This window comes from Pseudomonas baltica, from assembly GCF_014235765.1.
Classification (GTDB): domain Bacteria; phylum Pseudomonadota; class Gammaproteobacteria; order Pseudomonadales; family Pseudomonadaceae; genus Aquipseudomonas; species Aquipseudomonas baltica.
The window spans coordinates 172507-194312 of record NZ_JACMYH010000006.1; the positions used below are offsets into that span (position 1 = coordinate 172507).

Consider the following 21806-nt stretch of genomic DNA (forward strand, 5'->3'; position numbering starts at 1 on the left):
CAGAGCCACTGGCTTCACCGGTTCTGAAAAAAAGTTGCAAATCAGTGTCTTGAAAGCAATTTAAAGGGTTGACAGAGGTTTTGAAAATTGTAGAATAGCGCGCCTCAGAGACATGAACGCAGCGATGCGAACGGGTCGAAGAGTTCAAGGCGGTAGTGATACAGGCTTGAAGCTGCAGCGGTTGTAGATGTACTGAAATTGATAGTTCCGTGATAGCTCAGTCGGTAGAGCAAATGACTGTTAATCATTGGGTCCCAGGTTCGAGTCCTGGTCACGGAGCCAAATTTCATATCGGGGTATAGCGCAGTCCGGTAGCGCGCCTGCTTTGGGAGCAGGATGTCAGGAGTTCGAATCCCCTTACCCCGACCATATTTGGGTCGTTAGCTCAGTTGGTAGAGCAGTTGGCTTTTAACCAATTGGTCGTAGGTTCGAATCCCACACGACCCACCATTTTTGATTCCGGTTCGCTGGATCGAATCTTAAAAAGCCCCACCGATTAACACCGGTGGGCAGCAGAAAAGGCGCCTTCCGGGGTGCCTTTTTTGTACCGGGGTATAGCGCAGTCCGGTAGCGCGCCTGCTTTGGGAGCAGGATGTCAGGAGTTCGAATCCCCTTACCCCGACCATATTCATGAAAAAAGGCGCCTGTCATGGGCGCCTTTTTTTTGCCTTCCATTCCGCCCCTGTAGCAGCGGCGCAAGCCGCGTCCGGCCTCACCGCGGTGTACCAGGCACACCGCATCGCCAATGACGCGGCTCGCGCCGCTGCTACAGGGATTGCAGGCAACGATGGGTCAATGCAGCTTCAGTCGCGGCTCGGTGCCGCGGCCGATGCGGCTGCCTAGCATCAGCATGCCGGTGCGGAACAGGCCATACAGCGCCGCTTGGTGCATCCGGTACAGCGACACGTAGAACATCCGCGCCAGCCAGCCTTCGAGCATGACGCTGCCGGTCAGGTTGCCCATCAGGTTGCCCACCGCCGAGAAGTGCGAGAGGGAAATCAGCGAGCCGTAATCCTTGTAGGTGTATTCCGGCAGCGCCTTGCCTTCGATGCGCAGCTTCAGCGACTTGGCCAGCAACGAGGCCTGCTGGTGGGCTGCCTGCGCGCGCGGTGGCACGTTGCGGTCGGTGCCCGGCTGCGGGCAGGCCGCACAGTCACCGAAGGCAAAGATGTCATCGTCACGGGTAGACTGCAGGGTAGGGCGTACCACCAACTGATTGATGCGGTTGGTTTCCAGACCATCGATCTCCTTGAGGAAGCCAGGCGCACGAATACCGGCTGCCCACACCTTCAAGCTGGCGGGGATCACCTGCCCGCTGCTGGTCAGCAGGCTTTCGGCAGTCACCTCGCTCACCGCGGCATTGGTCAGGACCGTCACGCCCAGCTTTTCCAAGGTCTGATGCACCGGCTGGCCGATGCGCTCGGGCAGCGCCGGCAGCACCCGTGGGCCGGCTTCGATCAAGGTGATGCGCATGTTCTCCGGCGCGATGCGGCCCAAGCCGTAAGCCGCCAGTTCTTTTGCCGCGTTGTGCAACTCGGCTGCCAGCTCGACACCGGTAGCACCGGCGCCAACGATAGCGACGCTGATCTGCGCGCGACTCTCGTCGTGCCCGGCATGGGCGCGCAGGTAGTGATTGAGCAGTTGCTGGTGGAAACGCTCGGCCTGCTTGCGGGTATCGAGGAACAGGCAGTGCTCCGCCGCCCCCTGGGTGCCGAAGTCGTTGGTGGTGCTGCCTACCGCAATCACCAGGGTGTCATAGCCGATGCTGCGCGCCGGGACCAGCTCCAGGCCGGTTTCCGGATCGAGGGTGGCGCTCAATTGGATCTGCTTGGCCGCGCGGTCCAGGCCGCTCATGCGGCCAAGCTGAAACTCGAAATGATTCCACTTGGCCTGCGCCACGTAGTTGAGCTCGTCTTCAGACGAATTCAGGGAGCCGGCGGCCACTTCATGCAGCAGTGGCTTCCAGATATGGGTCAGGTTGGCGTCCACCAGCGTGACGCTGGCCGTACCGCGCTTGCCCAGGGTCTTGCCCAGGCTGGTGGCCAGTTCCAGGCCGCCGGCGCCGCCGCCGACAATAACGATGCGATGTGTCATGGAAAGCTCTCATAAGGTTAACGAATTCGGGTGTCTGCGAGGGGGGGGCGAGCGCAAGGCAGCTCAGAGCTCCACACCTTCGAACAGATGGATCGACAAGCCCTGCTACGGCTGTCCCCCGGGCAAGGAGCAGGTGCTCGACTTGCAACCGAGGCGCGCACGAGTGACCGCCGATCAATGGGCGAGTGTCACGTGGCAGGGCAGGCGACCCTGAACAGGTAGACGTTTCAGACGCTGGCAAGGCTACAGGGTTCCTGACAGGCGGTGCGGGTGAGAGCGCTTTGTATCATCCGCACGGCCCCTGCGCCATGACTGGTAAAAGGGTGGGTTCACAAACTGATGCCCACATCGAAAACGATGCTGCGGCCCAGGTTGTTGCGCAGGAAATCCGGCGCATCCGGGTGGGCGAACAAGACCCGAGCAAAAGTGGGCCCGACCAGCGACAGCGAGCGCCAGCCTTGGCGAAGAAACTCGGTAGGCGGCGGAAAATGGCTGTTCAAGTCCAGGGTTTCGCGCTTGAGGCTGGCGAAGGCAATGATGTCCAGCTCACCGAGGTCCAGCCCTCGTTCGCGGTAGTTGTGGGCTTTCTTGCGCAAGGTCGGCGCCAGCCGCTGCAGCAGCTCGGGTGCGCGGATGCGTTTGGGGCGTGCCTCGCGCCGGACCAGTTGGCTGAGGGAGAAAGCGCTGCGGCGGCGCTGCAACTCCTCGCGCCATTCATCGTTGAGCCGGCGCCCTTCGTCGAGCACGAAGAACACTTCGAAACTGGCTTCACGGAACAGCACGTCCGGCGGCTCCTGGCCGGCGGGGGTGAATTCATCGTCACGGTAGGCGATGTTCAGGCCCTGCAACAGGCGCTCGCACACCCAACGCTCGCGCTCCCACTTGCGCGCATTGGAGAGGAAGGCATTGGCCTGTTCGGCCTGGCTGGTGAGCAAACGCAGGTAGTCGGAGTCATCCATGGCCCTAGCTTAGCCCGCCTGTGCGACGAAAAGAATAACGCTCGACGCTTCAAAATCGCTCGGCGATGGGTAAGGATGGGATTTTCCCAGGAGCTGCACCATGCCCAGCATCAAGATCACCTCCGGCGGCTACGAATTCTTGGCCGAAACCCATCCCGATGCGCCGCAGACGGTGGATGCGTTTCTCAAGCTGCTGCCGTATCGGCAGAAGATCATCCATGTGCGCTGGAGTGGCGAGGCGTGCTGGGTGCCACTGGGTGAATTCCAGTTGCTGCGCGGTAACGAGCCGGTCGGGTTCGAGAACCACACCAGCCACCCGTCGGTGGGTGACGTGTTGTTTTATCCCGGGCCGTACAGCGAGACGGAAATTCTGCTGGCCTACGGGTCGTGCTGCTTCGCCAGCAAGATGGGCCAGTTGGCCGGCAACCATTTCCTTACCGTGGTGCAGGGCAAGGAAAACCTCCGCGCCCTGGGCGTGAAGACCTTGTGGGAAGGTGCGCAAGAGGTGTTGTTCGAATTGGCGTGATCGCCCTGTAGATACCCTGTAGGAGCGGTCCGTGGCCGCGAACCAGACACTGCGGTATCCCAGACGATCCGCAGAGGCCTCTTCGCGGCCGATGACCGCTCCTACGGGTACCCGATATCCACTGTAGGAGCGGTCCGTGGCCGCGAACCAGGCACAGGTGCAAGCACTATCGCCTGGTGCCCGACCGCCTCAATGCCCGCGCGGTGGCAGGTCCTCGCTGAACAGGTCGTCCTCGGCATCCGGGCTCACCGGAATCTTGTGCTCCTCGGACGCCCAGGCCCCCAGGTCAATCAATTTGCAACGATCGGAACAGAACGGCCTGTTCGCATTCGCTGCCGTCCATTCCACTGGCGCCCCGCAAGTCGGGCAATCAACGGTCAAGGGTTGGCTCATTCTCGGCCTCCACGCAAAGTCAGATAAAAAGCATGCAGCCGCTCGACTTCCGAGTGCAGCCAGGCCAAGTCGCGGTCGTTGACCAGCACATCGTCCGCCAGCGCCAGCCGCTGCTCGCGGCTCGCCTGGGCTTTCAGAATCGCCTGGACCTGCTCGGGCGTGGTGTGATCGCGCAGCAAGGTCCGCGCAACCCGCACCGCTTCCGGCGCATCCACAACCAGCAAGCGCTGCGTGGTCCGGTACTGTCCCGACTCGACCATCAGCGGCGACACGAACACCGCATAGGGCGACGTCGCCGAAGCCAGCGACCGGGCGATTTCCTCGGCAATCAACGGATGCAGCAAAGCCTCGACCCAGCGCCGCTCCTGCGCATCCTCGAAGATCACCTTGCGCAACGCCCCACGGTCGAGGCTGCCGTCGGCCTGCAACAGCGCCGCACCATAGCGCTGCACCAGCGCCGCCAGCGCTGGCCGCCCCGGCTCCACCACCCAGCGCGAGGCCTGGTCGGCATCCACCACGTGCACGCCCAACTCGGCAAAGCGCTGTGCCGCCGCGCTCTTGCCACTGGCGATGCCACCGGTGAGACCCAGCACCCAAGGTTTATCCACAGCTGTTGTCATCGGAACCCGGCAAACTGCATGTATGAAGTGGTTATTTGATCACCCCACAGCAATGCAATCCACCCCGCAATGGCCAGATAAGGCCCAAACGGGATCGGCGTACTGGTTTGTGCGTTGCGCATCCGCAGCATCAACACACCCAGCACCGCCCCCACCAGGGACGACAACAGAATGGTCAGCGGCAATATCTGCCAGCCACCCCAGGCCCCGAGCATGGCCAGCAACTTGAAATCGCCGTAGCCCATGCCTTCCTTGCCGGTGATCAGCTTGAACACCCAATACACCAGCCACAGGCTCAGATAACCCGCCACCGCGCCCCACAGCGCGTCGTAGAGATTGGTAAACAACCCCTGGCCATTGACGATCAACCCCAGCCACAGCAACGGCAGCACCAGCACATCCGGCAGCAATTGGTGATCGGCATCGATCAGACTCATCGCCAGCAAGCCCCAGGTCAGCAGCAGAAACGCACCGGCCTGCCAGCTCAACCCGAAGTGATACACCACAAAGGCACTCAAGATGCCCGTGGCCACTTCCACCAGCGGATAACGCAGGCTGATCTTCGCCCGACAACTGGCACACTTGCCCCGCAGCATCAGGTAGCTCACCACCGGAATGTTCTCCCAGGCGCGGATCTTGTGGGCACAGTGCGGGCATTCGGAGTGGGGCAGCAGCAGGTTGTACGCCGCGCCTTTTGGCTCAGGCGGCAGACCGAGCATTTCGCGGGACTGCGTGGTCCAGTCACGGTCGAGCATGATGGGCAGGCGGTGGATGAGGACGTTGAGGAAGCTGCCGATGATGAGGCCCAGGAGGAGGGCGCAGAACATCAGGGCCAGCGGGCTGGCCAGGAATTCAAGTAGGAGCATGTTAGACGACGGAGCCGAGTTGGAAGATGGGAAGGTACATCGCAATAACCAGGCCACCGACCACCACGCCCAGCACAGCCATGATCATCGGCTCCATGAGGCTGGTGAGGCTGTCGACCATGTTGTCGACCTCGGCTTCGTAGATGGTTGCTACGCGGTCGAGCATGTCGTCTAGGGCGCCGGATTCTTCGCCGATGGCGGTCATTTGGATGGCGAGGGTGGGGAAAACACCGGTCGAGCGCATGGAAAAATTCAGCTGCATACCGGTAGAAACATCAGCTTTGATCCGATTTACGGCGTTCTTGAACACAACGTTGCCGGTGGCGCCTGAAACAGAATCCAATGCATCGACCAGCGGCACGCCTGCGGCGAACGTCGTGGAAAGTGTGCGCGCGTAACGCGCCACCGCTGACTTGTACAGAATAGCGCCCACGATAGGGACTTTTAGCAACCAGCGATCCACCGTATCGCGCAGCTTCTGGCTGCGCTTCATTGCGTGCTTGAAACCAAAGAACAAACCCACGAAGCCTGCGAGTAGCAGCAAGTACCATTCCTGTACTACGTCAGACAATCCCATGACCATCAGGGTGAACGCTGGCAGCTCCGCACCGAAGCCTTCGAAGATGGACTTGAACTGCGGCACAACTTTGATCAACAGAATCCCGGAAACGATGATGGCAACAACGACCACCGCTATGGGGTAGGTCATCGCCTTCTTGATCTTGGCTTTCAGCTGCTCGGTTTTTTCTTTGTAGGTGGCTACGCGGTCGAGCAAGGTTTCCAAGGCACCGGCCTGCTCACCCGCGTCCACCAGGTTGCAGTAGAGATCGTCGAAGTATTCCGGCTTCTTGCGCAGCGACGAAGCAAAGCTGTTGCCTGCAGCAACTTCCTGTTTGACCTCGTCCACGAGCTTGCGCATGTTGGGGTTGTCGACGCCTTCGGAAATGATGTCGAACGACTGCAGCAAGGGCACCCCGGCACGCATCATGGTCGACATCTGCCGAGTAAACAGGGCAATGTCCATAGGCTTGATACGCTTGCCCTTCCCGAACAGCGAAGTACCCTTCTTCTTGACCTTGCCCGGGTTGATCCCCTGCTTGCGCAACTGCGCCTTGATCAACGCCGGATTGTGGCCGCTCAGCTCCCCAGACATCTTGGTGCCTTTGCGGTCTATCCCTTCCCAGGCATAGACGTTGACCTTTGCTTTGACCGCCATTGCTTAATCCTTGGTGACTCGGTTGACTTCGGCAAGGCTGGTAACCCCTTGCATAACCTTGACCAGACCTGACGCTCGCAAATCGCTGAAACCTTCCTTGCGCATCTGTGCCGCAATTTCGATAGCGTTGTTGGCTTCCATGATCATCCGCTGCAACTCCTTGGTGACTTTCACTACCTCGTAGATGCCCTGCCGGCCGCGATAGCCGCCGTTGCACTGTTCGCACCCCACAGGCTCGTAGATCTTGAAGGTCCCCGCCAACTCAGGCGCGAAACCTTCTTCAATCTGCACGTCACGGGGAATGTCCGCCTCTTTGCGGCAATGCGGGCACAGCTTCCTTGCCAGCCGCTGCGCAATGATCAGGCTCACCGACGTTGCAATATTGAAGCCAGCCACGCCCATGTTCTGCAAACGAGTCAGCGTTTCAGCGGCGCTGTTGGTGTGCAGCGTGGAAAGCACGAGGTGACCGGTCTGCGCGGCTTTGATGGCGATCTCGGCGGTTTCCAGGTCGCGGATCTCACCGACCATGATGACGTCAGGATCCTGACGCAGGAAGGAACGCAGGGCCTGGGCGAAGTCGAGCCCTTGCCTGTTGTTGACGTTGACCTGATTGATACCCTCCATGTTGATTTCAACCGGGTCTTCGGCTGTGGAGATGTTGATGTCCACCGTATTCAAGATGTTGATGCCGGTGTAGAGCGACACGGTCTTGCCCGAGCCTGTGGGGCCGGTGACCAGAATCATCCCCTGTGGTTGCTTCAAGGCCTGGAGGTAGAGCTCTTTCTGATGCGGTTCATAACCCAGCGCATCGATACCCATCTGCGCGCTCGACGGGTCAAGAATACGCATCACGATCTTCTCGCCCCACAACGTGGGAAGGGTGTTCACCCGGAAGTCGATGGCCTTGTTCTTCGAGATGCGCATCTTGATCCGGCCGTCCTGCGGCTTGCGCCGCTCGGAGATATCGAGACTGGCCATGACCTTGAGGCGCGCCGCAATGCGGCCTGCTAGGTTAATCGGCGGACGAGCGATTTCGCGCAACATGCCGTCAGTCCGGAACCGGACGCGATAGGCTTTTTCATAGGGTTCAAAGTGCAGGTCGGATGAGCCGCCGCGGATAGCATCGAGCAGCATTTTGTTGACGAAACGCACGACGGGAGCGTCGTCGGCGTCTTGTCCTGCAATGGAGTCGTTCCTGTTGTCATCGACGGTTTCAACGTCAAGGCCGTCCAGGTCTACATCGCTCAGCTCCTCAAGACCAGTGGTGCCGCTCTCGAAAAACTTCTCGATGGCCTCGGTCAGCTTGTCATCTTCGACAAGAATTGCCTCGGTCGTCAGGCCAGTGTTGAACTGGATGTCAGTAATAGCTTGATGGTTAGTGGGATCCGAGATGCCTACGAATAATTTGTTGCCGCGTCGCCAGAGAGGGAGGGCATGGTGTTGTCGAACCAGCTTCTCGCTGACCAGACCTCGAGGCTGACCTTCTCGATCAACCGCTGCCAAGTCGAGAAATGAGATGCCAAATTGATCGGCAGCAATTTCGGCAATATCGCGGCTTTTTGCGAGCTTATTCTGCACCAGGTAGTGAACAAGCGGAACACGGGTGCGTTGAGCTTGCTGATAGGCCTGCTGCGCAGCCTTGTCGGTCAGGAGTTCAGCGACGACCAATTGCTTGGCCAAGCCGGTGAGGGCGATATCATTCATGTGGGCACCGAGTACGGACAGTCCGTGTTTTATAGCGTAGTCGAGGGGTGGTGCCAAATGGATCAACACATGTGATCTGCAGGCTAGGGGCTGTATGTACGAGGTATATCAGCAGCGACTTGTGCAGTCGATTTCCAACGTGGCATAGGTCATGCTGTCGTCAAAAGTGCCTACAATATGCACTCATACCCCGAATTCTGGGAACAACAAATCTAGTTTACTTTGGAAGCGTAAATGAACCTACGTCAGCGGGGTTTCACTTTGCTGGAACTGATGATCGTCGTGGCAATCGTCGGTATCCTTGCGAGCATCGCCTTACCCGCCTATCAAGCGTACGTCAAACGCGCCGCTTATTCGGAAATTGTGAACGCGATGGATCCGATGAAGACGGCGATCAGCGTTTGCTATCAGACAACTGGGGCGTTGTCAGATTGCGATTCGATGGCGAAGATAGGAATGCAAGCGCCTAGCAAAACTACGGGAGCATTGGCTTCCATAACCATTTCCCCAAAAACGGCTGTGATCGCAGCCACGCCTAATGCATATAGAGGTGTTTCCGCGACCGACACCTGTACTCTTGAGCCAGCGGCGGAAGAAGGGGGGTTGGGCTGGACGTTTAGTGGACCATGCGTGAGCAACGGCTACATAAAGCGCTAGTAGTCGGACCGCATCCGAGTGACAAAAAATGACAGATTCTGCGCATTAATATGCCTGTGCCACCTGTTTTTGGCGCATTGTTGGGCGCAGCTCTGTAAGTACAATGTTGGCACGGACAATGCTTTAAGCAAGATAGGCAGCAGCGTTGAGCTCATCATGACTCGCTTGGCAGATTGTTCGCCGTGGTATTCACGATAATTGAAGGGGTTGAACATGAATAATGCGCAGAAAGGTTTTACTTTGATCGAGCTTATGATCGTCGTAGCGATCATCGGCATTCTTGCAGCTATAGCATTGCCAGCATATCAAAACTACACCAAGCGGGCTGCGTACTCCGAAATCATTACAAATATGGATGCAGTGAAGGGTGCGATAGCCGCTTGCTACAATGAGACGTCTGCTTTTGCATCTTGTGATACCTCTGCTAAGCTGGGCATCACTATCCCGACCGGTAAAACAACAGGCGCGCTTAACAAGATTGAAGTCGCAGATACTGGTGTCATGACCGCGACTCCAAATAAATTCAAAGGTATTTTGGATACTGAGACCTGTGTCCTGACACCCAAAGCTGAAAGCGGAGTTTTGACTTGGACCTACAGCGGTGGCTGTGTGACAAGTAACTACGTTAAAGGCTAATATCTGGGTGAGCCCGGAGCAATATTGATCTGGGCTCACATTATTGAAGATATCCTAGCCGGTGTAGCTCAGTCGGTAGAGCAGCGCACTCGTAACGCGAAGGTCGTAGGTTCGATTCCTATCTCCGGCACCATCCCAACCCAGCATCATCCTCTAAACATCGTCAATTTCAGTTCTGGAAGTGATGATGCCGCAACCCAGCATACGGAAATCACCATGGTTCTCACAGGATTCAGCCGCCTCGCAGCGGCTTTTGTGTTTCTGGCGGCACTGCCCGCCTGCTCCACTCACAAGGATTTCTACGCCACCGGAGGCAGCCGTGCGGATGGCGTTATCGACGTTGCCTATGATTTCAATTATCTGGAAACGCCGGTTGTCGATCTGAAGCAGGCGTACACTATCGCCCGGTCCAAATGCTCCCTATGGGGCTACGTAGACGCAGAGCCTTTTGGCGGAGCCACCCAGGAATGCACTGCCAGACGCGGTTTTGGTGATTGTTCGGCGTGGCGGGTCTCAAAAAAATATCAGTGCTTGGGTAATCTGGGCAGCGTATCTGCGCCACTTAATTACCTAGGCTCAGCGCAGCCTCCAGTTCAGGTGCCTGCCCGACAGGCAGTTGCGTCTCCCCAACCAGCACCGACAGCAACGCCCGCCCCATTGTCGTCCGCTGAGTACAAAGATCGGCAGATCGATTTGCTGATGCAGCAGAACTTGCCTTACGACGAGTATCAAAAGAGATATCAGGCAATCATGGCGCAGTAGTGAATCGGGAGCAGGGCATAAAGCTTTCCAGTTCGGTTCCTTACATGGATAGCCCACACGACATGCCCAGGAGCCCCCCATGTTCAGCCACATCCAAATCGGCGCCCGCGACCTGGCAAAAATGGTCGCCTTCTACGACCACATCTTCCAAGCCCTCGGCCTTATCCGCATGCCGGAAGAAAACGACGGGGGCCCAGCCGGCGCTGGTTGGCAACGGCCCGATAAGCCCTGGCCCCAGGTCTACGTCCAGCTCCCGTTCAACGGCCTCCCGGCCACTTGGGGCAACGGCATGCAGGTCAGCTTTGCGGCGCAGTCGCAGCAGCAGGTGCGGGACGCGTGGCAGGCAGCGTTGGACAACGGTGGCAGCGACGAGGGGGCGCCGGGTTTGCGGCCGCAGTATTCACAGGACTACTACGGCGCCTATTGCCGGGACCCTGAAGGCAACAAGTTATGTTTCGTTCACGCATCGGATATGGCCAGTTCAGCTTAACTCCGACGCAAGTTGGCCAGGCGCGCAACCCCAGCCGTCAGCAGTACCGCCAGCACCACGCCTGTCGCCACGGCGGGCAGTATGCCCAGTTGCACTACCATCTCCTGCAAGCTGAGGTAGAAGCCGATCACGCCGACGGCGCCAATCGCGTTGCCTCTGACAATCGCCGCGAGCTCCTGGCGTCCGCCCTGCACATGCGCAAAAACCGCCAGCGGCCAGGCGATGATCGGAATGGGCGCCAGGTAGCCGCTGACCACGGGGCCCAACCACTGCGCCCCTGCGGTGATCAGTAGCAGCAGCAGGGTAGCGGTCAACATCCGCATGGGAATGATCCAGTGGGGTAACGCAACCGGGCGCGCCAGGGGTTTGCCATCGTTCGACGTCACCCGAATCAGCGCGACCACCAGGCACAGGGTAATGGCGATGGAGGCAATGGGTGACCCCAGCCGGTTCATCAGTAGCGCCGTGGCAACGTAGAACACCACGGCGGCCAGGCATCCGAGCACCACTGAAATGCGGCGAGTCACCGCAAGATAGAACAGGTAGGTCGCCTGAATAGCCGCCACGCCCGCCAATGCACCGGGCACTGCCATCGCCACGAACCCCGGGCCTTGTTCGAGGCTGAGAAACAGCATTACCACGGCGGAGGTCACCGGAAGCCCGGACAGCAGCCCGCCAACGTGTGTGCCCCAGCGTTTGGCAGCGATGGAGATGAACAACATGAGCAGCGGCGTGATGAGCAGCTTGAGGTAGAAAACAGTCATGTACGTGCGTCTTTGTTTTTAGTCCATACGTTGTACATGATTCGACGTTGGGCTTTTATTCAATCGGCACCGGGAATGGCGATTGTTTGCCTCGACCTGTATCGTTTTCGTCCTGTATGCCGACAGCTTATAAGCCCGCCCCTGACTCTGGGCAAGGATGCCAACCGTGAAATACTTCTTCATCATTCTGGCCAGCTACGCTTCGGTCTATCTGTGTGTGTCGCCTTTGCTCGATGCGCGGGTGCAGGACGTCATCGAAGGCCTTGAGATGCGCCGCCGGGCGGCGGATATCGAGGCCTATATCGAACACGTGATCCAGGCGCTGAATCGCAGCAAGCTCGAGTACGCCCTGTTCGGCGGCACGCTGATTGCGGCATTGGTCAGCGCCGGTGTGTGGTTGCTGGGCGATTAGGCGGGGCCGTTGAACGAGGTGTGCAGGTCGGCAACGTCCTGCACCCCTTGCTCGGTCACTCGGGCTGCTTGTCCTGTTCGCTGAATTCCACTGCCAGGGCAGCGGCTTCCACGTCACTGGTGCGTATGTGCAACTGTCCTTCGCTGTCCTGAACCTGAAACACCGGGCTCATGTCGTGTGTCCGGTACTGCTCGGGGATGTCATTGCCTTCGAGTTTCTTGACTGAGATGGCCATGGTTTTTCCTCCCAAAGAAGCTGTGACCGGCGCCCTCGGCCAAGGTGCAGTCCGAAGCGTTGCACAGGAACTTACCTTGCCTGCAATGCCTCGAATCTCTACCTATCATCAGAGGCTTCCTACCATGACCACACGCGATGAAATCCAGCCAAAAGCCCCGACCCTCGATGCCAGCGGCAAGCCGGTGAACGTGGTCGAGCGCGATATCGAAAATGAAACGCCTGCCACCGAAGGCGTCGACAAGGTCATCACGCCCACCTCCATCAAGGAGAAAGAGCAGGATGCCGAGACCTTGCAGCGCAAGACCGCCGAGATCGAACGCAAGATCGCCGACGGTCGTTGATGTCGTGAAAAAGGAGAAAAGTGCAGCTAACCGTCCGTTCACATCCGTTTCACGCGGCATTTACATTCTTGGGCGTAATGTTGACCTTGCTCCTTCTTCAAGCCCGCTTTCCTCCCCGTCGGCGGGCTTTTCTTTGTCTGCGATTTGGCGTTTCGCCCAGCCAGGCCTGCTAACCTCACCTATTCAAGCGTCGAACCGAACCAGGTTTCGGCGCGTTGCAGTGGCCATGACCACTGCCTTCCAAGGAGCTTGACCCCACCATGACCATTTCCCTGCGCACACGGTTGTTGACCGTGTTGATGTTCGCCACGCTGCTCAGTGGCTGCGGCGTCAATAACATTCCGCAATATGACGAACAGGTAAAATCGGCCTGGGCTCAGGTGGAGAACCAGTACCAGCGTCGTGCCGACCTGATCCCCAATCTGGTGGAAACGGTGAAGGGCTACGCCAAGCAGGAGCAGGACACCCTGACTCGAGTGATCGAGGCGCGCGCCAAGGCCACGTCGATCCAGGTCGATGCCAACACGCTGGACGATCCGGCCAAGCTGCAGCAGTTCGATCAGGCCCAGCAGCAACTCAGCGGTGCCTTGAGCCGTTTGATGGTGACGGTCGAGCGTTATCCTGACCTGAAGTCGAACCAGAACTTCCTGGCGCTGCAGTCGCAGCTCGAAGGCACGGAAAACCGCATCGCGGTAGCGCGTCGCGACTTCATTGCCTCGGTTGAGAAGTACAACACCGAGATCCGTACCTTCCCCGGCAAGCTGTGGCAGATGACCATGTACCGTGACCAGAAGGTTCGCGAGAACTTCAAGGCCACGGCACCCAATGCCGAGCAAGCGCCGAGCGTGAAGTTCCAATGAAGCCATGGCGGTGCCTGCCGCTGTTGATGCTGCTGTGGGCTGCCACGGCCGGGGCGCTGGAGTTTCCAGCGCTTAGCGGTCGGGTGGTGGACCAGGCGGGCCTGCTCGACGGGCAGACCCGCAGCCAGCTCAGCCAGATGCTCGAGGCACACGAGCAGGCGACCTCCGAGCAGGTCGTGGTGGTGACCGTGCCGGACCTGCAGGGCACGGACATCGCCGATTACGGCTACCAGCTCGGGCGTGCCTGGGGCATTGGCCAGAAAGGCAAGGACAATGGCGCCTTGTTGATCGTCGCCAAGGCCGAGCGCAAGGTGCGCATCGAGGTCGGTTATGGCCTGGAAGGGCAACTGACCGATGCGCAGTCCTCCATCATCATCAATAACGTGATCGTGCCGTCGTTTCGCCAAGGCGATTTCGCCGGCGGCATTCGTGCGGGTGCAGCGGCCATGTTGCAGGTGCTGGGGGGCGATCCCCTGGCCGAGCCGCAGCGCAGCGATGCGCAGGACCAGGGCCGGGATCAGCAGCGTCTGCCCTGGCCGGCCTTCCTGATACTGATCATCATCGTGATAGTAATGATTCGCGGCGGTGGCGGAGGGGGTCGCGGTGGCCGAGGCGGCGGTGGTCGTTCGGTACTCACGGGTGCGGTGCTGGGCGGCCTGCTCGGCGGCGGAGGCCGTGGTGGCGGTGGTTTCGGCGGCGGCGGCGGTGGTTTTGGTGGCGGTGGCGGCGGCTTCGGCGGCGGGGGTGCATCGGGTGGCTGGTAAATCGAGCGGGTACGCAGCATGACATTACTGGACGAAAGCGCGCAGAAGCGCGTGGCCACGGCGATTGCCGAGGCAGAACTGCACACCGACGCCGAGCTGGTCACGGTGCTTGCACCCCACTCGGACGACTACACCTACATTCCGTTGTTGTGGGCGGGGTTGATCGCGTTGCTGGTGCCGGGTCTGATCAACTATTACCCCGGTTGGCTGAACGCTCATCAGTTGCTGCTGGCGCAATGGGCAACCTTCATCGTGCTGGGGCTGCTGTTTCGCATTCCGGCCCTGACCACGGCGTTGGTACCGCGCCGAGTGCGGCATTGGCGAGCGGCGAACATGGCGCGCCGGCAGTTTCTGGAGCGCAAATTGCATCACACTCAGGGCGGAACGGGGATGCTGATCTTCGTTTCGGAGGCAGAACGGTACGTGGAAATTCTGGTGGACGAGGGGATTTCCAGTCGCGTCGGGGATGACACCTGGAACGCGATCGTCGAAGCGTTCACTGCGCGGGTCAAGCGCGGTGAAACGATGGAGGGTTTCGTCGGCTGTATCCAAGCGTGTGGCGAGGTGTTGCGTGAGCACGTGCCGGTCACCCATCCTCGTAACGAGCTACCGGATCGGTTGGTCGTACTGGGCTGACCGTTCGGCCAATCAGACGGATCTAGCGAGGCTATGAGCTGTCGAAGTGGCAATGCGCTATCATTCGTTCTTTGCCCACGGAGCCTCGCTATGAGCCCGATCATTTTTCCTCAGCCATTCAAGGCGGTGGGGTGTTCCGACTGTCGAAACCTGGATGCGCTGGGTTTCGACTTCACCATGGCGTTCCAGCCGATTCTCGACGTGCGCAGTGGCAAGCCCTGGGCGTACGAGGCGCTGGTGCGCGGCATCAACGGCGAGTCCGCGTTCAGCATCCTGAGTATGGTGAACGATGGCAATCGCTACCGCTTCGACCAGGCTTGCCGGGTCAAGGCCATCGAACTGGCAACGCGGTGGGGTTTGCTCGACTTGCCCGACTGCCTGCTGAGCATCAATTTCCTGCCCAAGGCCGTCTACCGCGCCGAAACGTGCATTCGCGCAACGCTCGAGGCTGCCCGCGAATTCGGTTTTCCGCTTAATCGGCTGATGTTCGAAGTCACCGAAGGTGAGCGTGTGGATGATCCGGCGCATCTGCAGTCGATTTTCGCCGAATACGAGAAGCAGGGCTTCACTACGGCAATCGACGATTTCGGTTCGGGGTATTCGGGTTTGAACATGCTGGCGACATTCCAGCCCAACGTGCTGAAAATTGACATGGCGCTGACTCGCGCGCTGGATCAAGACGCCGTGCGGCAAGCCATCGTGGCGGGGATCGTGCTGGTGGCCGGCAAGCTGAACATCACAGTGGTGGCCGAGGGCGTCGAAACCGTCGGTGAAAGCACGGCCTTGCAATCATTGGGTATCGATCTGCAGCAAGGCTACCTGTTCGCCCGTCCCGCCATCGGCGAGTTGCCGCTCAAGCGTTGAGACGTTTGTCAGGGCAGATTGACCTGCGACTGAGATCGTAACTAAGCAAGGTTAGGGCAAGTGTTCACTTGCCCCTGTGTTGCATCAATCTTCGAGAATGAACGCGAACTTGTCGTCGATCAGCATCTTCAGGTAGTCGTCGAAGCTGTCGGCGATGACCACGTATTCGTCCGGGTCGTGGACGAAGCGGATCACCTGGCCTTCGGTGCCTTTGCCGGTCGGGTTGAAGTCGACGAACAGCGTGGACGTGCCGCCGTTGTTCATGCAGTGCGAGAAGCACAGGCGCTCGCCCAGGCTGACGTCGGCGTCGATGCGTCGATCGACCATTTCCGGGTTTTCCAGAAAGAAGTCGTCGTAGATGTCGGCGATGCTTTTGTCGTTGGCGGCGCGGTCTTCGAGGATCTGCTCGACCGAGCGCAGGTAGTACGGGTATTCGGCGATGTCCGAGCCCAGGATGAGCACCGAGACTTCACCTTTTTCGTACTTCTGCCAGTGCGTGCCGTTCACCTTGGCAAGCAGTTGCAGCAGGCTGTCCGGGCAGTCCGGGTAGACCTCTTTGAGAGCGTCCAGTTGGGTGGGCGAGGCGCCGGTGGCGAACGCGAGTTCGTCAAGGCTGGCGGCGGGCAGGGCGGCTTTGAGGCCTGAGTGGAACTGTTCGACGATGCTCAAGGCTGCTTCCTTACACGGGTTTTGTTTGAGCACCTTTGGGCGATTCGTGGCGGTGAGTCAAGGGAATTTACTGTTTGGGGGGTATGTGGGGGGCTGGGAGGAGGGTGGAAGGCCAATGGCCTCTTCGCGGGCAGAGCCCGCTCCCACAGAGCTCTGCTATCACAGAGGCCTGCGGGGTATCAGCGCCAGCGAACGGTGTAGTGGGCGGGCACGTCGCTCATCTGCGGCTGGAAATGGGTGTTGGAGATCACGTGGGTCTGTACCTCTCCGGCGGCGTCATGCAATTCGATGCGGTCGCCTGCGCCGGCATTGAGCGTTACTTCGTAGATCAACGCCTTGTTGGGCTCCAGGGACGAGTCGAAGGGGCCGAAGCGGGTGCCGTCGATGCGAATGATGTAGACCTGGTGAGCGCCTTGGGTGGATGTGCTGGTCACTGCGAAAACTCCATACCTTTGCTGGTCGATATCTATGTGGGCTGTCACAGGCTCAGGCGCATGGACAGGTCTACCGCTTTTACATCCTTGGTCAGGCTGCCGATCGAGATGTAGTCCACCCCTGTTTCGGCAATGCTGACCAGGGTCGAATCGTTGATGCCGCCACTGGCTTCGAGTTTGGCCTGGCCAGCATTGATGCTCACGGCTTCGCGCATGTCGGCGAGGCTGAGCTCGTCGAGCATGACGATGTCGGCACCCGCTGCCAGGGCTTCGCGCAACTCCTCCAGGCTTTCGACTTCGATTTCCACCGGCTTGCCCGGCGCGATGCGCTGCGCCGCCGCTACTGCCTGAGCCACGCCACCGCAGGCGGCGATGTGGTTTTCCTTGATTAGGAAGGCATCGTACAGGCCGATGCGGTGGTTATGGCAGCCACCGCAGGTTACCGCGTACTTTTGCGCCAGGCGCAGGCCCGGCACGGTCTTGCGCGTGTCCAGCAGCTTGACCTGGGTATGGCCGACACGCTCGGCGAAATAACGCGCGCGGGTGGCCACGGCCGACAGCAGTTGCAGAAAATTCAGCGCGCTGCGCTCACCGGTCAGCAGCGAGCGTGCCGGGCCTTCGAGGTGAAACAAGGGCTGGTTGGGCTGGGCCTGCTGCCCATCCACTACCTGCCAATGCACCGCCACGCGCGGGTCGAGCTGGCGAAACACGGCATCGACCCAGGCGCTGCCGGCAACGGTGCAGGCATCGCGGGTGATGATGCTGGCCTTGGCCAGGCGCTCGGCCGGGATCAGTTGCGCAGTGATATCGCCGCTGCCCACGTCTTCGAACAACGCACGGCGCACGTTGGCTTCGATTTCAGCGGTCAGATCGGCAAGACGAAGATTGGACATGACGCGCTCCATCGGCAAAGTGGGCGGATTATAGGATACTGCAGTGCTTGGAGCGAAGCCCTGTAGTCCGCGCCTTCACGCGGTGTAAAAAGCTGTGCATTTGGTCGGCTGCTGTGAGCTTTCGTACATATTTACGGTCAATCTCCTACTTAGCCCCGTGTTCGCTGAACTGCTTGCCACCTTGGTAGTCAGAGATCACTGTCGGTGAGGTCAGGTAAATGACGTCACGTGGTTGACAGGGATGTCGACGCTCTATTTCTCTTGGTGGGGGTCTTGATGGCGAACGATGGGAAAGTGGTTTCACTGAACAAGGCTGCCGCCGATCACGCGAGCCAGCCTGCCAGTGTGCGCCTGCCTGTCGTCCTGTTGCAGGTGCGCGACAAAGCCGCGCTGCAGCTCAAGCAGGCCCTGCAGGTGTTGTTCGATAACGCCGACGATACCCTGTTCGAAATGGCCGACCGGGCGTTGAACAACGTCGATCAGAATACCTTTTTCGAAGCCATGCGCGACCTGCGCCTCAAGCGCAAGAGCATCGAGCGCGGCTTCCTCGAAAAATTCTACGAAAGCTTCGTGCGCGTCGGTCAGTACGACACGGTCGAGGCCAGCGCGCCGCCGCCGCTGAGCTACGACAAGCTGGCGCTGGTACCCAACGATGAGTTGGAACGCACGGTGGCACTGGATGCGATGGTGGCCAAGGTCCTCAGCCGTGACAGTTTTGCTCTGGGCCAACTGACGACCCGCTTGAATGTACTGCTGACCCGCCGCCTGGACGATTCCACCAATCCGCTCGGGCCGGTCATGCTGTGCGACTATTTTCTCCAGGCCGGGCGCAGCCTGGGTGTGGAGATCAAGGTCAAGCTGATCATCCTCAAGCTGTTCGAGAAATACGTTCTTACCGATACCGATCAGCTGTACGCCGAGGCCAATCAACTGCTCATCGCGGCCGGCATCCTGCCCGAGCTCAAGGCCGCGCCTGCGCGTCGCGCCGCCGACCGCTCCAGCGACCGCCCGCGCCCCGCTGCCACCGAGCCGGAAACACGCGCCGAGGTGCCGAGCAAGTCCGCTCAGCGTGATGAGAATGTGCAGGAAGCGTTTGGCGCCCTGCAGGACTTGCTGCACGACCTGCGCGGCAGCATGGCGCCGAAGATGGAGCCGCCGAGCGAGGCCATGCCGATCTCGACCAGCGATCTGCTGCGCCTGCTGTCCCACTTGCAGCAGTACGTGCCCCAGCAGCCGCCGCAGAACGACTACGACCTGCGCCAGCAGCTGGAACAACTGCTGACCCGCGTCAGCGTCAAGAGCGGCAAGTTTCGGGTAGTCGGGGTGATGGACGAAGACGTCATCAACCTGATTGCCATGCTGTTCGAATTCATCCTCGACGATCGCAACCTGCCCGACTCGCTGAAGGCCCTGATCGCACGCCTGCAGATTCCCATGCTCAAGGTCGCGGTACTGGACAAAAGCTTTTTCAGCCGGGGTGCGCACCCGGCGCGGCGGCTGCTCAACGAAATCGCCTCGGCGGCGATGGGCTGGGGCAGCCGCGACGATTATCAGCGCGATGCGCTGTACCTGCGCATCGACCAGATCGTCCAGCGCCTGCTCAACGATTTCGTCGACGACACCTCGTTGTTTTCCGAGCTGCTGGTCGACTTCCTTGCGTTCAGCAATGACGAGCGTCGTCGCAGCGAGTTGCTCGAACAGCGTACCCGCGATGCCGAAGAGGGCCGCGCCCGTGCGGATCTGGCGCGGCATCTGGTCGAGAAAGAACTCAACAGCCGCTTGCTGGGGCGCAAGCTGCCGCAGGTGGTGGTCAATGTGCTGCAGGACGCCTGGAGCCGCGTGTTGCTGCTGGTGTGCCTGAAACACGGGGCCAATTCGTCCGAGTGGCAGGCGGCCCTGTCTACGGTCGACGACTTGATCTGGAGCGTCGAGCCCCACGACGACCCGGAAATGCGCATGCGTCTGCTGGAGCTGGTGCCGGGCTTGCTCAAGTCCCTTCGCGATGGTCTTACCAGCACCGCGTTCGATCCGTTCGCCACCAGTGAATTCTTCAGTCAGCTGGAGGTGCTGCATGTGCAGGCGTTCCAACGTGATCTGGCGAATGTCGAGGGGGTGATGCCTGGTGAGGAATCGCTGGTGCAGGTGGTCGAAGAGATCGTGCTGGCGTCCCCGGGCGAAGCCGCCGACAGCGAGGCCCAAGTACGCCTGGCCGACGATGATCCAGGCCTGCTGCAGGTCGACAAGCTGCGTGTCGGCAGCTGGGTGGAATTGCAGGAGAACGATGAGTTCAAGCTGCGCTGCAAGCTGACCGCGATCATCGAGACCTCGGGCAAATACGTGTTCGTCAACCGCACCGGCATGAAGGTGCTGGAGAAGACCCGCATGGGCCTGGCGATCGAGTTCCGCCGCGGCACCGTGCGGGTGCTCGACGACACCTTGTTGTTCGATCGAGCCCTGGATTCGGTGGTCACCAACCTGCGCAAGCTCAAGGCACACTGATGAGCCCGGCCACGCGCAGGCTGCCTTCCTGCGCGTGAGGGTTCATACTGGAGCGCCTTGATTGTCGGCAGGACTCCAGATGCGGTTGACCTCATGCGCTTGAACGGCCCTACGGGATGGTGCGACGGCGTTCGCCATTGCCCCTCGCCCAATTTCAACGAGCGTCCCGACGGCGAAGTCTCGCTGTTGGTCATCCATAACATCAGCTTGCCTCCCGCGCAATTTGCTACGGGCAAGGTGCATGAGTTTTTCCAGAACTGCCTGGATCACACCGAACATCCCTATTTCGAAGGGATCTCCCATCTGCGCGTGTCCGCGCACTTTCTGATCGAGCGTGACGGTGCGGTGACGCAATTCGTCTCCTGTCTGGATCGCGCCTGGCACGCCGGGGTGTCGTTGTTCGATGGCCGCGAAAACTGTAATGATTTTTCTGTAGGCATCGAACTGGAAGGCACTGATGATCAAGCCTTCGCCGATGCCCAGTACGCAGCGCTCGTGACCTTGACTCGGCTGTTGCTCGAGCGCTTTGCGGCGCTGAGCGTGGAGCGCATCTGCGGCCACAGCGACATTGCCCCGGGCCGCAAGACCGACCCCGGCCCCTGTTTCGACTGGGTACGTTACCGTGCCGCATTGCTGAATGAAGAGGATGCACGATGATTTTTCTGGTGCTGCTGCTGGTCCTGCTGGCCGAGAAGTTTTCCGGGCTGCGCCAGCGCGTGCAACGTGACGGTTTTTTCCTGGGTGAACTGCATCGGCTCGAAGCCCGGCCGGGGCTGGCGCGCGAGCCGTGGCTGGTGCTGGGCATCGGCGTGGCGCTGCCAGCGCTGCTGCTGGCGTTCGTGCTGTATGCACTGCAGCCGGTGGCGTATGGCTTGCTGGCGCTGCCGGTGCATTTGCTGGTGCTGATCTACAGCCTGGGCCGCGGTGACATCACGGTTGGCCTGGGGCCGTTTCGCGATGCCTGGCGTCGTGAAGACACCCAGGCGGCGGTGCATGTGGCCGAACGCGACATGGGCGTCCTCGCCGACAACGGCGGCAGCCTGCTGCAAAGGGTGCAGGGGCACCTGTTGTGGGAAGCCTATCAAAGCTTTTTCGCGGTGATTTTCTGGTACGCCGCCTTGGGCCCGGTGGCGGCGTTGGTCTATCGGCTGGTGGCCCTGGTGGCCGAGCAGTCTCGGCATCCGGCGATAGCCCTGCGGGCGCAGCAGCTGCGTCATGCTCTGGACTGGCTGCCGGTACGTTTGCTTGCGGCCAGCTTTGCGCTGGTGGGCAACTTCGTGGCGGTCAGCCGGGTGATGCTGCACGAGGTGCTCAGCTGGGAAATTACCGCAGCGGCGCTGATCGATCGCGTCGGGCGAGTGGCCGGTGATGTTCCGGCGCCAGTGGTAGGGCAGGTAGGAGTGGAGACGTTGGACAGCCTGTGGCAGATGGTCGTGCGCGCAGGGGTGTTGTGGTATGCGGTTTTGGCGGTGTGTTCGGTGTTGGCGTGATGTTGCAGGGTTGATGGTGT

At 60.0% G+C, this 21806-nt stretch carries 26 protein-coding genes and 5 tRNA genes; 19 read left to right on the forward strand and 12 right to left on the reverse strand.

Annotated features, from left to right (window positions below):
- Window positions 1-206: 206 nt before the first annotated feature.
- The 4 genes from H7993_RS18095 to H7993_RS18110 all read left to right on the forward strand — a co-directional run bounded on the left by H7993_RS18095 (window position 207) and on the right by H7993_RS18110 (window position 625).
- A tRNA-Asn gene (locus H7993_RS18095) sits at window positions 207-282 on the forward strand.
- Between the two features lie 10 nt (window positions 283-292).
- Window positions 293-369 (forward strand) — tRNA-Pro (locus tag H7993_RS18100).
- Between the two features lie 5 nt (window positions 370-374).
- Window positions 375-450 (forward strand) — tRNA-Lys (locus H7993_RS18105).
- A 98-nt stretch (window positions 451-548) separates the two neighbouring features.
- Window positions 549-625 (forward strand) — tRNA-Pro (locus H7993_RS18110).
- A gap of 167 nt (window positions 626-792) precedes the next feature.
- Here the strand turns inward: H7993_RS18110 and H7993_RS18115 are convergent.
- A complete protein-coding gene (locus tag H7993_RS18115; RefSeq protein WP_122795377.1) occupies window positions 793-2094 on the reverse strand; it encodes an NAD(P)/FAD-dependent oxidoreductase in 1302 nt (433 codons plus the stop codon).
- Window positions 2095-2423: 329 nt separating this feature from the next.
- Window positions 2424-3053, reverse strand: coding sequence for a DUF1780 domain-containing protein (locus H7993_RS18120; protein WP_122475299.1), 630 nt, complete (start codon window positions 3051-3053; stop codon window positions 2424-2426).
- Window positions 3054-3153: 100 nt separating this feature from the next.
- Between H7993_RS18120 and H7993_RS18125 the strand changes: the two genes are divergently transcribed.
- The gene (locus H7993_RS18125) at window positions 3154-3579 is read left to right on the forward strand and encodes a DUF3830 family protein (RefSeq protein ID WP_185795220.1); all 426 of its coding nucleotides are present in this window, start codon (window positions 3154-3156) and stop codon (window positions 3577-3579) included.
- Between the two features lie 189 nt (window positions 3580-3768).
- Here the strand turns inward: H7993_RS18125 and yacG are convergent, their stop codons facing one another.
- From yacG to pilB, 5 genes are read right to left on the reverse strand one after another with little or no spacing between them, the layout of a single operon-like run.
- Window positions 3769-3972 carry a DNA gyrase inhibitor YacG gene (gene yacG / locus H7993_RS18130; RefSeq protein ID WP_122715126.1) on the reverse strand — a complete coding sequence of 68 codons (204 nt, stop codon included), beginning with the start codon at window positions 3970-3972 and terminating at the stop codon, window positions 3769-3771.
- Window positions 3969-4592 (reverse strand): dephospho-CoA kinase, encoded by a 624-nt coding sequence (gene coaE, locus H7993_RS18135; RefSeq protein WP_122475295.1) that lies wholly within the window; start codon window positions 4590-4592, stop codon window positions 3969-3971. The genes yacG and coaE overlap by 4 nt, the downstream gene beginning before the upstream one ends.
- Entirely contained in the window at window positions 4589-5458 is an 870-nt protein-coding gene (locus H7993_RS18140; protein WP_185795221.1) for a prepilin peptidase, read from the reverse strand. Before H7993_RS18140 ends, coaE begins: the two co-directional genes overlap by 4 nt.
- Before the next feature lies 1 nt (window position 5459).
- Window positions 5460-6674 carry a type II secretion system F family protein gene (locus tag H7993_RS18145; protein ID WP_122475292.1) on the reverse strand — a complete coding sequence of 405 codons (1215 nt, stop codon included), beginning with the start codon at window positions 6672-6674 and terminating at the stop codon, window positions 5460-5462.
- A 3-nt stretch (window positions 6675-6677) separates the two neighbouring features.
- Complete coding sequence (pilB, locus tag H7993_RS18150; RefSeq protein ID WP_122475290.1) at window positions 6678-8378, reverse strand: type IV-A pilus assembly ATPase PilB; 1701 nt, start codon at window positions 8376-8378, stop codon at window positions 6678-6680.
- A gap of 234 nt (window positions 8379-8612) precedes the next feature.
- On the opposite strand from pilB, the gene H7993_RS18155 reads away from it, so the two are divergent.
- The 5 genes from H7993_RS18155 to H7993_RS18175 all read left to right on the forward strand — a co-directional run bounded on the left by H7993_RS18155 (window position 8613) and on the right by H7993_RS18175 (window position 10923).
- Window positions 8613-9035: a pilin gene (locus tag H7993_RS18155; RefSeq protein ID WP_122475289.1), complete on the forward strand. Its 423-nt coding sequence runs from the start codon at window positions 8613-8615 to the stop codon at window positions 9033-9035.
- Window positions 9036-9248: 213 nt separating this feature from the next.
- A complete protein-coding gene (locus tag H7993_RS18160) occupies window positions 9249-9671 on the forward strand; it encodes a pilin (RefSeq protein WP_122475287.1) in 423 nt (140 codons plus the stop codon).
- 57 nt (window positions 9672-9728) lie between these two features.
- Window positions 9729-9804 (forward strand) — tRNA-Thr (locus tag H7993_RS18165).
- A gap of 83 nt (window positions 9805-9887) precedes the next feature.
- Entirely contained in the window at window positions 9888-10433 is a 546-nt protein-coding gene (gene yecR, locus H7993_RS18170) for a YecR family lipoprotein (protein ID WP_185795222.1), read from the forward strand.
- Window positions 10434-10512: 79 nt separating this feature from the next.
- Window positions 10513-10923: a VOC family protein gene (locus H7993_RS18175; RefSeq protein WP_185795223.1), complete on the forward strand. Its 411-nt coding sequence runs from the start codon at window positions 10513-10515 to the stop codon at window positions 10921-10923.
- On the opposite strand, the gene H7993_RS18180 is transcribed toward H7993_RS18175, so the two are convergent.
- Window positions 10920-11687: a hypothetical protein gene (locus H7993_RS18180; protein ID WP_185795224.1), complete on the reverse strand. Its 768-nt coding sequence runs from the start codon at window positions 11685-11687 to the stop codon at window positions 10920-10922. The genes H7993_RS18175 and H7993_RS18180 overlap by 4 nt on opposite strands.
- Before the next feature lie 166 nt (window positions 11688-11853).
- On the opposite strand from H7993_RS18180, the gene H7993_RS18185 reads away from it, so the two are divergent.
- Window positions 11854-12099, forward strand: coding sequence for a hypothetical protein (locus H7993_RS18185; protein ID WP_122715135.1), 246 nt, complete (start codon window positions 11854-11856; stop codon window positions 12097-12099).
- A gap of 55 nt (window positions 12100-12154) precedes the next feature.
- Here H7993_RS18185 and H7993_RS18190 read toward each other — a convergent pair whose 3' ends face one another.
- Window positions 12155-12334, reverse strand: coding sequence for a hypothetical protein (locus H7993_RS18190; protein ID WP_122715136.1), 180 nt, complete (start codon window positions 12332-12334; stop codon window positions 12155-12157).
- Between the two features lie 124 nt (window positions 12335-12458).
- Here H7993_RS18190 and H7993_RS18195 point away from each other — a divergent pair, with 124 nt between their 5' ends.
- The 5 genes from H7993_RS18195 to H7993_RS18215 all read left to right on the forward strand — a co-directional run bounded on the left by H7993_RS18195 (window position 12459) and on the right by H7993_RS18215 (window position 15801).
- Entirely contained in the window at window positions 12459-12677 is a 219-nt protein-coding gene (locus tag H7993_RS18195; RefSeq protein WP_043192846.1) for a hypothetical protein, read from the forward strand.
- 260 nt (window positions 12678-12937) lie between these two features.
- Window positions 12938-13537, forward strand: a complete 600-nt coding sequence (locus H7993_RS18200) for a LemA family protein (protein WP_122715137.1) — start codon at window positions 12938-12940, stop codon at window positions 13535-13537.
- Window positions 13534-14301, forward strand: coding sequence for a TPM domain-containing protein (locus H7993_RS18205; protein WP_185795225.1), 768 nt, complete (start codon window positions 13534-13536; stop codon window positions 14299-14301). The genes H7993_RS18200 and H7993_RS18205 overlap by 4 nt, the downstream gene beginning before the upstream one ends.
- 18 nt (window positions 14302-14319) lie before the next feature.
- Window positions 14320-14937: a TPM domain-containing protein gene (locus tag H7993_RS18210; RefSeq protein ID WP_122475273.1), complete on the forward strand. Its 618-nt coding sequence runs from the start codon at window positions 14320-14322 to the stop codon at window positions 14935-14937.
- Between the two features lie 90 nt (window positions 14938-15027).
- The gene (locus H7993_RS18215) at window positions 15028-15801 is read left to right on the forward strand and encodes an EAL domain-containing protein (RefSeq protein ID WP_122475272.1); all 774 of its coding nucleotides are present in this window, start codon (window positions 15028-15030) and stop codon (window positions 15799-15801) included.
- An 84-nt stretch (window positions 15802-15885) separates the two neighbouring features.
- Here H7993_RS18215 and H7993_RS18220 read toward each other — a convergent pair whose 3' ends face one another.
- From H7993_RS18220 to nadC, 3 genes are all read right to left on the reverse strand, one after another.
- The gene (locus H7993_RS18220) at window positions 15886-16470 is read right to left on the reverse strand and encodes an SMI1/KNR4 family protein (RefSeq protein ID WP_185795226.1); all 585 of its coding nucleotides are present in this window, start codon (window positions 16468-16470) and stop codon (window positions 15886-15888) included.
- A gap of 179 nt (window positions 16471-16649) precedes the next feature.
- Window positions 16650-16904 carry a hypothetical protein gene (locus tag H7993_RS18225; RefSeq protein WP_122715142.1) on the reverse strand — a complete coding sequence of 85 codons (255 nt, stop codon included), beginning with the start codon at window positions 16902-16904 and terminating at the stop codon, window positions 16650-16652.
- A gap of 44 nt (window positions 16905-16948) precedes the next feature.
- Window positions 16949-17797, reverse strand: coding sequence for a carboxylating nicotinate-nucleotide diphosphorylase (gene nadC / locus H7993_RS18230; RefSeq protein WP_185795227.1), 849 nt, complete (start codon window positions 17795-17797; stop codon window positions 16949-16951).
- Between the two features lie 276 nt (window positions 17798-18073).
- Between nadC and H7993_RS18235 the strand changes: the two genes are divergently transcribed.
- From H7993_RS18235 to ampE, 3 genes are all read left to right on the forward strand, one after another.
- Window positions 18074-20296, forward strand: a complete 2223-nt coding sequence (locus H7993_RS18235) for a DUF1631 domain-containing protein (RefSeq protein WP_185795228.1) — start codon at window positions 18074-18076, stop codon at window positions 20294-20296.
- Between the two features lie 93 nt (window positions 20297-20389).
- Window positions 20390-20953, forward strand: a complete 564-nt coding sequence (ampD, locus tag H7993_RS18240) for a 1,6-anhydro-N-acetylmuramyl-L-alanine amidase AmpD (RefSeq protein ID WP_185795229.1) — start codon at window positions 20390-20392, stop codon at window positions 20951-20953.
- Window positions 20950-21786 (forward strand): regulatory signaling modulator protein AmpE, encoded by an 837-nt coding sequence (ampE, locus tag H7993_RS18245; protein WP_185795230.1) that lies wholly within the window; start codon window positions 20950-20952, stop codon window positions 21784-21786. The genes ampD and ampE overlap by 4 nt, the downstream gene beginning before the upstream one ends.
- Window positions 21787-21806 lie beyond the last annotated feature (20 nt).